Raw genomic sequence first — 13,712 nt, forward strand, 5'->3', positions numbered from 1 at the left:
TAGCGAAAGCTGCGGGTCACCCTCGTTCGTCGCCGGATCCGCCGCCGTCATCCTGATGTCCTTCCGGTACGCCACGGGCCGAAGCTGATCGGATCGGTCAGGGAGCGTCGGTGTCGGCCGCATAGACAGCGTCTGCGAAACCGTCGAGCGCGCGGGCGCACCCATCGAGGGCCTTCGCCGCAGCCTCACGGCCGGGGGCGTCAAGCCGGTCGCGCGCGGAGACCTTCTCGAACCAGCCGCGCAGCTTGGTCAGGTCCTCGTCGTTCTCCTCCAGTTCCCCGTAGGTGAAATGCGAGGTCGCGGTCTCCTTCTCGATCTCGGCGAGGAAGTCGCGGCAACGGTCCACGATCTCGCCGTACTCGTCGTCGCGGGCGGCGTTGTAAGCAGTCACGAGGTCTGCTCCGCCAGCAAGCGCGTCAGCGGTCAGCAACTGGGCGGACCCGCCGTCCATCTGGGCGATCTCCGCCCGCAGCGCGCGCAGGTGCCGCTCAGCGACGGGATCGGCGGGCAGCACCACGACCGAGTTCTGCACATAGATCGCACCCAGCGCCTTGAGGCGTCGCCACACCCCGGCCCGGAGCCGACTCGGTTCACTGGGGATGCGGTAGGCCAGCAGTAGCCACGTCACCGGTTCACTCATTCACCCAGTCTGCCCTGCCCTCCGTCACCTCACCAAACATTCCATCGTTGCTCACCCAATCTAACAGCTGTTACTTTCAGAGCGGACGGCGCAAGGAAGTGACCCCGTAGGGAGGGCTCTGCGTCGGGCGAGGGGATGGGCAACGGTATGCGGGTGATGACCTACAACGTGCTCAACGGTGGGCGCGACCAAGGAAGCGACAAGCGGTGGCGCACCGCGGTCGAGGTGATCAGAGAGGCCGCCCCTGACGTCCTGCTCGTTCAGGAAGCGCGTGGCTTCGATGCCGACGGTGGGCGGGTGCTGTTCGCCGCGGAAGTGGACCTGGGGATGCGCGGGCTGCTGGCCGTCGCCCCGCGCACCGGGCAGAACACTGCCGTCTTCTTCAGAGCGGGAATCCGCCCCCTGAGCTTTACCCCCGACAGCGACCACTTCCACCACGCCCTGGCACAGGCCACCCTGGCCGTCCCCGGCCTGGACAAGCCGGTCACCGTCGCCAGCATCCACCTGTCCCCCCTCAGCCCCGCCCTGCGCGCCGCCGAGGTGGGCTGGCTCGCGGCTCTAGCGGCCCCCAACACGTACGCCGTGGTCGCGGGGGACGCCAACTCCCTTGCCCCGGGCGATCCGGAACCGACTGCCTGGGCGGACCTGCCCGCCCACTTCCGGGTGCGTTACCTCCAGCCCGCGGCCGACGGCCTGGCCCCAGCCGCGGACCGCTCCGCGTTGGCCTACCTGCACGCCGCCGGATTCACCGACGCCGCAGCCGTCCAAGGACAGAGCGGAGTTCGCACCGTGCCCACGGCCGGCTTCCCCGAGGCTGAGTTCGTTCCGTTCCGCTCCGACCACATGCTGCTCAGCCCTCGTCTGGCCCCGGCCCTGACCGGCTACCGCGTCATCGACGACGCGCGCACTCACGCCGCCAGCGACCACCTGCCCATCGTGGCCGACATCGATCTGGCCGCCCTCCGTACGCGGGATGCCGCGTGAGCACCTCCCGGACTCCTGCCCCCACTCCCGCGACCACGGCGGGCCAGACAGCTCGTCCCGGCATGACCCCGTGGCGGTTCGTGATGGCCTTCGGCGTCGTCAGCCTGCTGATGGACTTCGTCTATGAGGGCGCCCGTTCCGTCACGGGACCGCTGCTCGCCCATCTGGGAGCTTCCGCGGCCGTGGTCGGCGTGGTCACCGGTGCCGGGGAGGCCGCCGCCCTCGGGCTGCGGCTGGCCTCGGGTCCGCTGGCCGACCGCAGCCGCCGCTTCTGGACGTGGACGATCGCCGGGTATGCCCTGACGGCGGTCACCGTGCCGGTCCTTGGCCTGGCCGGTGTCCTGTGGGTGGCCTGCGCGCTGGTGGTCGCCGAACGGGTCGGCAAGGCGGTCCGTTCTCCCGCGAAGGACACCCTGCTCTCGCACGCGACCGCTGCCACCGGTCGGGGCCCGGGCTTCGCGGTGCACGAGGCGATGGACCAGATCGGCGCCTTGCTCGGACCGCTCACCGTCGCCGGGGTCCTCGCCCTCTCCGGCGATGACTACGCTCCGGCGCTCGGCGTGCTCGCCCTGCCCGGCGTGGCCGCCCTCGCTCTGCTGATGTGGCTGCGTGCCCGGGTCCCGAATCCCGTCGCGTACGAGACGGCTGCCGACGAATCCGCACCGCAGGGCGCTGATCCCGTCGAGGCTGGATCTCCGCGACTACCGAGGGCGTTCTGGGTGTACGCGGCCTTCACCGCCGCCACCCTGGTCGGCTTCGCCACCTTCGGCGTGCTCTCCTACCACCTGGTCGCCCGCCACCTGCTGCCCACCGCCACGGTGCCCGTGCTGTACGCGGCCGCCATGGCCGCCGACGCGCTCGCCGCCCTGGTCACCGGCTGGCTCTATGACCGCTACGGGGCCCGCGTCCTGGTCGTCCTGCCGCTGCTGTCCGCAGTCGTGCCCGTGCTCGCGTTCACGGACACGGTCTGGATCGTCGTGCTCGGTGCCCTCGTCTGGGGTGCCGCTGTCGGCGTACAGGAATCCACGCTCCGTGCCACCGTCGCCGACCTGGTGCCCCCCGGCCGCCGCGCCACCGCGTACGGCATCTTCGCCGGGATCATGGGGGCCACCGCACTTGTGGGCGGCGCCCTGACCGGGGCCCTCTACGACGTCTCCATCCCCGTACTGATCACCACCGTCGCGGCCGTCCAGGCCGCCGCGCTGGTCCTGCTGTGGGCGACCCGTACTCCCCGCACCTGACGCCCGAGCACGTTCGCCCGTCACCGGCCTGCGACGGACTCACTCGGACACAGTGCTGCGGCGCCGCTCTGCCTGACACGTCCGCGCGTTGGGCTCAGGGGCGTGAGGCGGGGATCTGCGCCACAAGGCGTGCGGTCTCCAGCCAGCCGTAGCCGAACAGGAGCCCTCCGAGGACGTCGCTGGCCCAGTGAGCTCGCAGCCGGACACGGCTCAGGGCGACCGCGCCAGCGATGATGCCGGCCGCGGCTTCGGACTGTGTGGTCAGGGCGGCAGCGAGATAGGCAGTCGATGCATGTCGGGAGGGGAAGCTCGGTCCGTGGCACGGTGTGAGCTGCCCTGCTTCCGGTGGCCGGGGACGCCGGACGAGCTGGCAGATGCCGGTGCGGGTCACGTCTGCCGCGGCCAGTATCGCGATCGGCCGACACCGTTCGCCGAGCGAAGCCCCCGATCCGGACGGCGGCAAGACGTACCTCACTGCCACGGCAGTGTATGCGACCGGGCGCGACCCCAGAGCGGTGATGGCACGCCAGGCTCTCTGGCCGGTCCGAGAGCACGTGGCAGGTCCGGCCATCCGCCGATCGAAGGGCACGAGTGCCGTTTCCTGTCGTACGGCCAAGGTCAAGGCGGCGAAACCCAGCACCGCAGATACAGCTCCGGCACGCGCGTCCCAGCACCGCCGGACCGACGGTGCCACCGTGGCGTCCCGTCCCACTGAGCCGGGGCAACGAACCCGCGGGGCTTTGATCGTCATGGGTTGAGGGTGCGCCCTCCCCTGGGCTGGCGCACCCTCAACACTGCCCTGCCGCGCGGCCGAGAGGCGCGAGGGGCGCCGCCTCGGAGGGACTCACAATCGGCAGGACGTCAGGCCGAACACCGTGGGAGTCCGCCAGGGCACGGCTCCGGCCCGTTCGGTTCGGGCCGCTGAGGGGCCCGCTCATCGGCTGCGTTCTGCGGCCGAGCAGGTACCGCACAGCAGCCGGCGCGCAGCACGCGGCCTGGTCGCCACGCCCATGCCGTTGGGCACATGAAGCGCCTGGGACCGCTCGTGTGAGTGCTGTCGGCAGATCCCGCCACCGCACAGCTGGCATACGGCGACCGCGGCCGTGGGGGTCTCCAGGCAGTCGAAGCAGTTCACCACGCCACCCCGCCCCGAATCCGGTGTGACCAGCAAGAGGTGGCCGACAAGGGCGGCGTAGTCGGAATCGCCTTCAAAAGCGGTGTGGCAGACACGTCGCGTCCCTCCTGCGGGCATGCGTTCCTGACAGTGTCAGGAACCATCAGCCCGGGGGGAGGCGGTTCGGACCGAAGTCCAGGCGGGATCCATCGCCGATATTGAGTGAAGCGGCCCCGGCCCCATCGGTCAAGCCCACGCACAGCACCTGCTGGCCGTGGTTGCTCAAGCGCGTCCGGCCTTCGCACAATGAAGGAAGCGTATGTACGGCGATGAGGCTCGCCGCAACCGCAGGCGCGCTTCCTGCTGATGGCCTCTACCCAGCAACGGATGACGTATGAGCTGAGGAGGCTGGCATGGGCATGGATGACGAGCGGGTTCTGAGGTGCTCGACGATCGTGTTCCAAGGGCAGGCCGTACTGCTTGTGCACCGCACCGCCCAGGACCCGAGCGACTGGGTTTTGCCCGGAGGCACCCCCAGACCTGCGGAGAGCATGCTTGCCTGCGCACGCCGGGAGCTGCGCGAAGAGACCGGTCTGGCTCTCGAGCCGTCGCGCGTCGCGTTCGTCCTTGAGGCGGTCGATCCTCAGACCCACCAGCGGACGGTGGACCTGGTGTTCGCGATTGATCGCGTGCTCCACGGCCGGCAGGCCACGCAGCAAGAGGAGGGGATGGAACCGCAGTTCGTACCGTTCTCGCGCCTGCAGGACCTGGATCTGAAGCCGCCTCTTGCCGGGCACTTGCCCGGCTTCTACCAGCACGGGGCACGACGGTATGCCCCGTACCTGGGAAACCTTTGGCGCCCGGGCAATGGAGCCCACAGCAGGCGAACCCTTAAAGACCTCTTCCACCGCCCCTCCCATGACCCCGCGGCGGCGCAGGAGTGACACGGGCTCGCGCCGATGTCCGTGCGGCGCCTCTTGTTGCCGCGCTTACGGGACACGCAAGGCCAGGACGGCGATGTCGTCGTGCTGGCTGTCGATCAGCCTCCGGAGCAGCTCGTCGCGGAAGACGGCGAGCGGTTCGCGGGCGAGGGCCGCGGCATGCTGACGTAGCCGGGTCAGGCCACGGCCGATGTCCTCGCCGGGGCGTTCGATGAGCCCGTCGGTGTAGAGCAGCAGCGTGGCGCCGGAGGGAAGGTCGAAGCTCGCCGTGTCGCGGTGGAGCGCCGGGTCGACGCCGAGAATGGGTGCGTGGCCGCCTTCCAACAGGGTGATGCGGCCGTCGGGTTGAGCCAGCAGTGGAGGCAGGTGCCCGGCGTTGGTCCATCGCAGCCGCCATGGTCGGCCGGTGGGCATGTCGATGCGGGCAATGACGGCGGTGACCAGCTCGATACTGGTCAGGCCCTGCATCACGGCGTCCAAGCGGCTCATGACGTTCGCCGGGTCGTCGCCGTCGTCGTAGGCGAGGGCGCGCAGCATGTTGCGCAGCTGGCTCATGCGGACGGCGGCGGCGAGGTCGTGGCCGACCACGTCGCCGATCGCCAGGGTCGCCGAGCCGTCGGGCAGCGGGAAGGCGTCGTACCAGTCGCCGCCGACCTCGGCGCGTTCGCGAGCGGCGACGTAACGGGCCGCCAGCTGCAGCGAACCGAGTCCCGTGAGATCGGGCAGGAGCGAGAGCTGAAGCTGTTCGGCGGTGTGACGTTGCAGCGCGTACAGGCGTGCGTTGTCCAGTGCGAGGCCGGCGCGGTGCCCGAGGTCGGCGGCGATGGCCTGCTCCTGCTCGTCGAAGGGAAGCGCCGGCGCGTGCCTGACGAAGGTGAGCGCGCCGAGCGCCTGGCGGCGTACGCGCATGGGCACGATGAGCGCATTGCCAGCGCCGAGCGTGCGGTAGAGCGCCCACTGGGCGGCCTGCAGTGCGTCACCGGGGTCCGGCGCGGGGATCTCGGCCAAAACTGCTGGTTCGGTGCTGCGCAGCACCTTGGCCAGGGCCGCATTCGAGCCCTGGTGGTCGGGCAGGGTGCCCCCGGGCAGGACACGGAGTGCGCGATCGGCGTCGCGGTCGGTGACGGTCAGTCGGCGCAGCCCCTCGCCGTCGAGCACGTCGACGATGCAGGCGTCGGCCAGGTGGGGGACGACGAGGCGGGCCAGTCGGCACAGCGCCTCTCCGGCGTCGAGGCCGGAGGCCAGGGCTCGGCTGGCCTCGGCGAGCAGCCGCAGCCGGGTCGCGGCGACCGCCGCGGACAGCGGCCCCGCACCGGTCGACCGCCGGGTATCCCGCTTCATCCTTCCCTCTTCCCGACGAGGGCCTGCGCCCTGCCGTACAAACCTGTTGCCGCACATGGGCCCCAAGCGTCCCGGATTGTTTCCGCTCGCTCGCGGAGCGTAATCCTCGTGCGGAGGGTTGCGGTGCACCACTGCCACATCTGGCGGCAGGCGGCGGGAATGGCGCACTATGGAGGCACGGGCGATGAGGCTCGCCCTTGACCGCACATCCCGTGCTGATGGCCTCTGCTCGACGGTACGTCGCTTCGGCGCCGGCCGTCGTTCGCGACGAGCCGGGAGGTGCTGGCGTCTTGCCGTTCCTGAGTGTGCTGTTCACCGAGCCGGAGGATCAGGCCACCGCCTCGAAGGTGGGTGAACCCGACTACTTCGCCGATCTCAATCTCGACCAGGTCGTCGCCGATCTGACGGCGGGGCGAGAGGCGTACGATCTCGCCCCGTTCTTCCACGCCCGACTGCGCAGCCCGGCCACGATCGTCTACCGGCATGAAGTCTTCCGCGATCTGGACGATCCGGACGTGGCTCAGGGCGTGGCGGAGTTCGCCTCGTCGATGCGTGACATGCGTGCCCAGCGCACCCGGGCGTCGCAGCTGCGCCACCGCTATCAGCAGGCGAGCTGGTTCCTGGCCGCGGCCGACACCTATCGGCGGACGGTCGCCGGACTTCAGCACGTTCTCGCCGAGACGGATCCGGCGTCCCAGGCGCTGCGCCGCTTGCGGGAGTACCTCGCCGACTACGTGACGGCGCCGTCCTTCGCACGCCTGACGTCGGACATCGAGCAGGTCCAGGCCGCGCTCGATTCCGTGCGGTACTGCATGAACATCGGCGGCGGCAAGGTCACGGTCACCCGGTACGCCGATGAGGACGACTACGGGGCCGAAGTGCTGGCTGCGTTCGAGAAGTTCAAGCAGGAGGAGGCCAAGAGCTACCTGGTGTCGTACAAGAACTTCGTGGACATGAACCACGTCGAGGAAGCCGTCCTGGACCGCGTGGCGCTCCTGTTCTCCGAGGAGTTCGCCGCGCTCGACGCCTTCTGCACTCAACACCGTGACCACGTCGACGACGTGGTCACCGCCTTCGACCGCGAGATCCAGTTCTATCTCGCCTACCGGGACGTCATGGGCCCACTGCAGACGGCCGGTCTGCCGTTCTGCCATCCCCAACTCTCCGCCGCATCAAAGGAGATCGCGGCACGCGAGATGTTCGACCTGGCGCTGGCCGACAAGCTCGTCGAGGCCCGCGAGCCGGTGATCACCAACGACTTCCACCTGGCCGGCGCCGAGCGGGTCCTGGTCGTCTCCGGCCCCAACCAGGGTGGCAAGACCACCTTCGCCCGCGCCGTAGGCCAGATGCACCACCTCGCCGCCCTCGGCTGCCCCGTCCCCGGCACGGAGGCCCGCCTGTTCCTGTGCGACGAGCTGTTCACCCACTTCGAGCGCGGCGAGAACCTCAAGGACCTCTCCGGGAAACTCCACGACGACCTGGACCGTGTCCACGCGATCCTCCAGCGGGCCACACCGCGCAGCCTCGTCATCATGAACGAGGTCTTCACCTCCACCACCCTCGACGACGCGCTCCTGCTCGGCACCCGCGTCCTGGAGCAGATCATCGATCGGGATCTGCTGTGCCTGTGCGTCACGTTCGTCGACGAGCTCTCCCGGCTCGGCCCCGCCACCGTGAGCATGACCAGCACGGTCGTGCCCGACAACCCCGCCGAGCGGACATTCCGCATCGTGCGCCGCCGCGCCGACGGGCTCTCCCACGCGCTCGCCATCGCCGACAAGTACGGCCTCACCTACGACCGGCTCACCCGGCGCATCAGTGCCCGCGCCGCCGGCGAAAGGACCGCGTCGTGAAGGCCCACCTGCTCTACGCGGACCAGGACCTCGACTGGGACGCTCCGCTCCCGCCCGAGGCCGCCGATCTGGCCCGTGACCTCGGCCTGGACACGCTGTACGACACGATGGCCGACGGCGACGCCTTCCTGCGCCAGGTCGCCGAGCGCGTCCTGGTGACCCCGCTGACCTCCCCCAAGGAGATCGTTCACCGACAGCGCGTCCTTCAGGACTTCCTCGCCCACCCGGACCTGGCCACCCAGATGTACGGTCTGGTGGTCGAGACCATCGAGGCCGAGCACCGCATCTGGCCGACCTTCCTGCGCAGCCCCGACTCGATCATGCACCGGGCCGTGGAAGCCATGGAGCTGTACTCCCGGCAGCTGCCCGCGCTGCGTCAACTCACCGAGCAGTACGCCGGCGCCGTCACCGCACCGGCCCTGGTGCGGCTCTTCGACATGCTGGCGACCGAACTCGACGACGCCTACTTCGAGCTGCTCGACGACCATCTGCGCCGCCTGCGCTTCAAGCGCGGCGTGCTGGTCAGCGCCGAACTCGGAGCCGGATGCAAGGGAGTTCACTACGTCCTGCGCCGACCGGGACCACCGCCCACCTGGCGCGAACGCCTTACCGGGGGAGGCCCGCCCTCGCAGACCTACCGGCTGCCCGACCGCGACGAGAACGGGGCCAGGGCCCTTGGCGAACTGCGCGACCGCGGCCTGAACCTGGCCGCCGACGCCCTGGCCCGGTCCAGCGATCACATCCTCAGCTTCTTCACCCTGCTGCGCCGCGAACTCGGCTTCTACATCGCCTGTTTGAACCTTCACCGCCCCCTCGCCGACCGAGACGAGCCCTGGTGCTTCCCCTCACCGCAGCCCGTGGGCGACACGTGCCTGGAATGCCGGGGCCTGTACGACACATGTCTGAGCCTGCGCAGCCAGGATCGGGTCGTCGGCAACGACATCGACGCCGGCGCCAGTGCCCTAGTCGTCATCACGGGCGCGAACGAAGGCGGGAAGTCGACCTTCCTGCGCAGTGTGGGTCTCGCGCAGCTGATGATGCAGGCCGGGATGTTCGTGTCCGCCGCCCTCTTCCGCGCCGACGTGCGGACCCGGATGTTCACGCACTTCCGCCGCGAGGAGGACAGCGAGATGGAGAGCGGCAAGCTCGACGAGGAACTGGCCCGCATGAGCGACATCGCGAACTTGGTGAGCCCGGGCGCCCTCGTGCTGTTCAACGAGTCGTTCGCGTCGACCAACGAACGCGAAGGCTCCGAGATCAGCCGGCAGGTCACCCGTGCCCTGATCGAGGCGGGCGTCAAGATCGTCCTCGTGACACACCTGTACGACTTCGCGCAGAGCCTGCACCGCGACCCGCCCGACGAAGGCGCACTGTTCCTGCGCGCTCCGCGCCGGGCGGACGGGGCCCGCACGTTCCGTCTGGAGGTCGGCAAGCCGCTGCCCACCGGCTTCGGCGAGGACCTCTACGAGCAGGTCTTCGGGCTGTCCGACGCCGCTACCGGAACTCCGGTGCCGGAGCACCTGTGACCTGCCGGTAGCGGGCCCTTGCCGCCACCAGGTACGCGGCGGCCGGCTCCGCGCCCTCGATCCGGGTCACGGACCACATGATGCTGTGCCCGCGGTCGAGACGTCGCAGCACGAGGGCAGCCGACTGCTCGTCGACCTGCCAGAAACGCAGCGCATCGAGATCCGTGAGCGTGGCGAAATGCGCGTCGTGGGCCGGCACACAGACCACCACGGCCTGCGCCCGGCCGGGTGCGGATGCATGCAGCACGGCGACCGGGCGAGCCGTCAACGTGCCGCCGGGCAGGGCTGGTTCAGGCATCAAAAGGAGGGCGGTCACTGGTTGTCCGTGATTGTCGGCGGTGTCCTCGACGGGGCCGTGGCCCACGGGGTAGCCGGTGACGCCAGTCGAGCCGGTGCCGACGAGCGCCGAGCTGTCGGTTCCGTCCTTCGGTGCGAACGGCGAACCCACCGTTGCCGTCACCGTGATCGTGCACTCCATGGCCCTCACCTCCGTGGTCGCTGTGTCACACAGAGGCCATCAGCACGGCCGGAGGACCGGAGGTGCATTTCGAGGGCGAGCCTCATCGCCCGATCACCTTCAGTGTTCCCCCGATGCACGGGGCGGACACCGACTGGCGCGATCGGTGCCGCGGGGCGCACCATGGGCGTGTTGGGCGATGAGGCTCGCCCTTGACCGCACGCGACCGTGCTGATGGCCTCTGTGAGCGAAAGCCGCCGATTGGCGGCCCGGCTACGGAGGCGCACGGATGTACGCGTACACGATGCGCAAGGCCCGCATGGCCCACGGCGGCAAGATCATCCTTGATGACGTCACCCTCGGGTTCCTGCCCGGCGCGAAGATCGGCGTGGTCGGACCGAACGGTATGGGCAAGTCGACCGTCCTGCGGATCATGGCCGGACTGGAACGCCCCACCGACGGCGACGCGTTTCCCGCCCCGGACATCAGCGTCGGCATCCTGGAGCAGGAGCCCCGGCTGAACGAGTCCGCCACGGTGCAGGGCAGCGTCGACGAAGGCGTTGCCGCGCTGCGCGAGGGGCTCGCTCGCTACGAGGACGTCACCACGCAGCTCGCGGACGCGAACCCCACGCGCCAGCAGGAAATGCTCGACGAACTCGGGGCTCTGCAGGAGATGTTGGACCACGCCGGGGCCTGGGACCTGGACTCCCGCCTGGAGCAGGCGATGGACGCCTTGCGCTGCCCGCCTCCCGATGCCCTGGTGTCTGATCTGTCGGGAGGTGAGCGGCGCCGGGTCGCGCTGTGCCGGCTCCTGCTCTCCCAGCCCGATCTCCTGCTCCTGGACGAGCCCACGAACCACTTGGACGCCGAGTCCGTCGCCTGGCTGGAACAGCACCTCGCCGACTACCCGGGCACCGTCGTCGCCGTCACCCACGACCGGTACTTCCTCGACAACGTCGCCCAGTGGATCCTGGAGATCGACCGCGGCCACGCCTACCCGTACGAGGGCAACTACTCGACGTACCTGGAGACCAAGGCCGCCCGGCTCCAGGTCGAGGGCCGCAGAGACGCCAAACGCCAGAAGCGCCTGGCCGAGGAGCTTGCCTGGGTCCGCTCGGGGGCGAAAGGCCGGCAGGCCACGTCCAAGGCCCGCCTCCAGCGGTACACGGAACTCGCCGACGAGGCGGCCCGCACCCGGAAGCTCGATTTCGAGGAGATCCAGATCCCGCCCGGACCGCGCCTGGGCGCCCTGGTCCTGGAGGCCGAGCACCTCACCAAGGGCTTCGGCGAGCGGCAGCTGATGACGGACCTGTCCTTCTCCCTGCCGCGCGGCGGCCTGGTCGGCGTCCTGGGACCCAACGGCGTCGGCAAGACGACGCTCTTCAAGATGATCACCGGCCAGGAGCCCCCCGACGCGGGCGCGCTCCGGCTCGGTGACACCGTCAAGATCTCGTACGCGGACCAGAACCGCGCCGGGCTCGACCCGGCCAAGACGGTATGGGAAGCCATCTCCGGCGGCCAGGACCACCTGCAGATCGGTGAGGTCGAGGTCCCCTCCCGCGCCTACATCGCCACCTTCGGCTTCAAAGGCGCCGACCAGCAAAAACGGGTGGGGGTCATGTCGGGCGGCGAGCGCAACCGCCTCAACCTCGCTCTCACCCTCCAGCAGGGCGGCAACCTGTTGCTGCTGGACGAGCCCACGAACGACCTCGACGTCGAGACGCTCGCCTCCTTGGAGAGCGCCCTCCTCGCGTTCCCCGGTTGCGCCGTGATCACCGCGCACGACCGGTGGTTCCTCGACCGTGTCGCCACGCACATCCTGGCGTGGGAAGGCGGCTCCCAGTGGTTCTGGTTCGAGGGCAACTTCGCCGACTACGAGGCCAACAAGATCGAACGGCTCGGCGCCGAGGCAGCCCGCCCCCACCGCGTCACCCACCGCCGGCTGGCCCGGGACTGATCGCCGCAGGGAGCCCGCCATGACCTACCTCGACCAGGATGCGACGGCGATCGTCCGCGCCGCCCGGCTCATCGTCATCAACGCCAAGTGGCACATCTGCGAGGAGGAAGCCGCCCACCGGATGGCGCAGGTCCGGGGGCTCGCGTGCACGCCGCTGTTCCCCGGCCACGACGTGATCCAGATCGTCGCCTGCGACGGAGTCCTGCTCGGCCGGGTCCGCCGGCACCACGACGACCGCGGCACCCGCTGGGTCGCCACACCGACTGCGACAGCGCACGACATCGGCACCTACCGGACCCCCAACGCCGCCGCGCGGGCTCTGGCCCGACGGGCGCGGCTGCACCGGCGCCGCGTGAGACCGGTGCCCGTCTGAGGGTCACGTGGTGTCGCAGCGTGACGGTCGTTTGACGGTCACCGGCACTTCGTCGACCCTGGAAGTGGTACGCACAGGTGATGGGGCTCACCTCAACCGCGGATTCCCCCGCTGACGGTCCCTGGCGAACTCCGACCTGCCGGAGGGCCCTGTGCGTGAGGTACCGCTGTCCCTACTCGGCTGGCATCCGGGCGTGCCGGCGCCCGCTGGGCGCGATGCACAGGGGTTCTGGTCCTGCTGGTGATCGCCGCGCTCGGCGTACGGGCACGTGCCGCGGGGCAGTTGGACTCCACCGCTCATCCTGTCGTCCACGGCGGCTGGGCCGGTCCGGTGGTGGGTGCAGTCGTACTGTCGGCCGGCGTGCTGCTGAGCGCACTGCTGCTTCTTCCGTTCTGGCGGCGTGCGCGCCGGAGGCGACGGCGTGGGGACGCCGAGCCACCGCAGGCGCTGTACGAGCCGCCCGGTGGGGTGGCCTCGCGGCTCTGGGCGCTCGGTGCGGTCGTCCTGCTGCTGGGGCTCATGGGGTCGGCGGTGGTGCTCGCGATCCGTGCGACGTCCACGGGTGGGGGCGCGGAGCCGGTCTCCGGGGTTGACTCCCCGAGGCCGAGAACCCGACCAGTCGGGCCGGGCACCACGCCCGATGGGACGTGGTGGTGGCTCGCGGCTGGCGGGATCGTCCTGGTCGTGACGGTCACCGTGCTGCTCCTGGTGCGCCGGGCGCGGCATCGGTCGCAGACGTCCCCGGCGCCCCTCAGTTCGCCGGCGGCTCACGGCGGTGCGGGTGTCGGCCGGCTGATCCTCGGCAGCGATCCGAGGTCTCAGGTCATCGCCCAGTACCTGGCGGTGGAAGACAAGTTGGCGGGACAGTTGCGGCGTGATCCCAGTGAGACGCCCGCGGAGTTTCTGGGGCGGGCGGACCGGCTGGGCCAAGGCGGTGCCCAGTTCCGTCGCCTGGCTGACCTGTTCGCCCGCGCCCGGTACAGCAGCCACACCATCACTCTCGGCGAGCAGATCGAGGCACAGCAGGCCGGTGCCGCCGTGCACCTCCGCGGCTCCCGCCCTGGCGGGTCGGGGACTGCGGGAGGTGAACCGGCATGACGAGCTTCCGGTTCCCTCGGTGCACGGTGCGGGGCGCGACGGCCTGCTGCGCGCTGGCCGCTGCCGGTGCCGGCGGATGGATGGCCGGCGGACCGACGGGACTCCTCGTCGCCGCGGTCGTCGCCGCGGTCGCGGCAATGGCTGTCGTCCGCGTTGTGTACGTCCCCGCGCCGATGCCGGAACTTCC

13 protein-coding genes and 6 riboswitches are annotated in these 13,712 nt (G+C 70.2%); of the genes, 8 read left to right on the top strand and 5 right to left on the bottom strand.

The genetic code is table 11. From position 1 onward, the window contains the following. Window positions 1-97 precede the first annotated feature (97 nt). Entirely contained in the window at window positions 98-640 is a 543-nt protein-coding gene (locus AC069R_RS16175) for a Chromate resistance protein ChrB (RefSeq protein ID WP_478767432.1), read from the bottom strand. A 156-nt stretch (window positions 641-796) separates the two neighbouring features. Between AC069R_RS16175 and AC069R_RS16180 the strand changes: the two genes are divergently transcribed. Together AC069R_RS16180 and AC069R_RS16185 are read left to right on the top strand one after the other, a co-directional pair. Beyond that, window positions 797-1,624, top strand: a complete 828-nt coding sequence (locus tag AC069R_RS16180) for an endonuclease/exonuclease/phosphatase family protein (RefSeq protein ID WP_478767433.1) — start codon at window positions 797-799, stop codon at window positions 1,622-1,624. Window positions 1,625-1,686: 62 nt separating this feature from the next. Next, a complete protein-coding gene (locus tag AC069R_RS16185; RefSeq protein WP_478767434.1) occupies window positions 1,687-2,865 on the top strand; it encodes an MFS transporter in 1,179 nt (392 codons plus the stop codon). A 94-nt stretch (window positions 2,866-2,959) separates the two neighbouring features. Here AC069R_RS16185 and AC069R_RS16190 read toward each other — a convergent pair whose 3' ends face one another. Beyond that, window positions 2,960-3,616 (bottom strand): phosphatase PAP2 family protein, encoded by a 657-nt coding sequence (locus AC069R_RS16190; protein ID WP_478767435.1) that lies wholly within the window; start codon window positions 3,614-3,616, stop codon window positions 2,960-2,962. 183 nt (window positions 3,617-3,799) lie between these two features. Next, the gene (locus AC069R_RS16195) at window positions 3,800-4,117 is read right to left on the bottom strand and encodes a DUF2180 family protein (protein WP_478767436.1); all 318 of its coding nucleotides are present in this window, start codon (window positions 4,115-4,117) and stop codon (window positions 3,800-3,802) included. A 9-nt stretch (window positions 4,118-4,126) separates the two neighbouring features. Next, a riboswitch (Fluoride riboswitch) is annotated at window positions 4,127-4,202 on the bottom strand. A 93-nt stretch (window positions 4,203-4,295) separates the two neighbouring features. Then, a riboswitch (Fluoride riboswitch) is annotated at window positions 4,296-4,362 on the top strand. Between the two features lie 30 nt (window positions 4,363-4,392). On the opposite strand from AC069R_RS16195, the gene AC069R_RS16200 reads away from it, so the two are divergent. Further along, entirely contained in the window at window positions 4,393-4,923 is a 531-nt protein-coding gene (locus AC069R_RS16200) for an NUDIX hydrolase (protein ID WP_478767437.1), read from the top strand. Window positions 4,924-4,968: 45 nt separating this feature from the next. On the opposite strand, the gene AC069R_RS16205 is transcribed toward AC069R_RS16200, so the two are convergent. Continuing rightward, entirely contained in the window at window positions 4,969-6,261 is a 1,293-nt protein-coding gene (locus tag AC069R_RS16205) for a PP2C family protein-serine/threonine phosphatase (RefSeq protein ID WP_478767438.1), read from the bottom strand. Between the two features lie 171 nt (window positions 6,262-6,432). Beyond that, a riboswitch (Fluoride riboswitch) is annotated at window positions 6,433-6,496 on the top strand. 55 nt (window positions 6,497-6,551) lie between these two features. Here AC069R_RS16205 and AC069R_RS16210 point away from each other — a divergent pair. Then, the gene (locus tag AC069R_RS16210) at window positions 6,552-8,114 is read left to right on the top strand and encodes a MutS-related protein (protein ID WP_478767439.1); all 1,563 of its coding nucleotides are present in this window, start codon (window positions 6,552-6,554) and stop codon (window positions 8,112-8,114) included. Further along, complete coding sequence (locus AC069R_RS16215; protein ID WP_478767440.1) at window positions 8,111-9,640, top strand: MutS-related protein; 1,530 nt, start codon at window positions 8,111-8,113, stop codon at window positions 9,638-9,640. Before AC069R_RS16210 ends, AC069R_RS16215 begins: the two co-directional genes overlap by 4 nt. Here AC069R_RS16215 and AC069R_RS16220 read toward each other — a convergent pair. Next, a complete protein-coding gene (locus tag AC069R_RS16220) occupies window positions 9,609-10,118 on the bottom strand; it encodes an inorganic diphosphatase (RefSeq protein ID WP_478767441.1) in 510 nt (169 codons plus the stop codon). The two genes, AC069R_RS16215 and AC069R_RS16220, sit on opposite strands and share 32 nt — an antisense overlap. 23 nt (window positions 10,119-10,141) lie before the next feature. After that, window positions 10,142-10,217: riboswitch (Fluoride riboswitch) on the bottom strand. A gap of 66 nt (window positions 10,218-10,283) precedes the next feature. After that, a riboswitch (Fluoride riboswitch) is annotated at window positions 10,284-10,348 on the top strand. A 38-nt stretch (window positions 10,349-10,386) separates the two neighbouring features. On the opposite strand from AC069R_RS16220, the gene ettA reads away from it, so the two are divergent. The 3 genes from ettA (at window position 10,387) to AC069R_RS16235 (ending at window position 13,525) form a co-directional block, all read left to right on the top strand. Further along, entirely contained in the window at window positions 10,387-12,054 is a 1,668-nt protein-coding gene (gene ettA / locus AC069R_RS16225) for an energy-dependent translational throttle protein EttA (protein ID WP_478767442.1), read from the top strand. Window positions 12,055-12,073: 19 nt separating this feature from the next. Then, entirely contained in the window at window positions 12,074-12,427 is a 354-nt protein-coding gene (locus AC069R_RS16230; RefSeq protein WP_478767443.1) for a hypothetical protein, read from the top strand. Window positions 12,428-12,494: 67 nt separating this feature from the next. Then, window positions 12,495-12,558: riboswitch (Fluoride riboswitch) on the top strand. 109 nt (window positions 12,559-12,667) lie between these two features. Further along, a complete protein-coding gene (locus AC069R_RS16235; RefSeq protein ID WP_478767444.1) occupies window positions 12,668-13,525 on the top strand; it encodes a DUF4129 domain-containing protein in 858 nt (285 codons plus the stop codon). The last annotated feature ends 187 nt before the right edge of the window (window positions 13,526-13,712 follow it).

Source organism: Streptomyces sp. NPDC043952, from assembly GCF_056435325.1.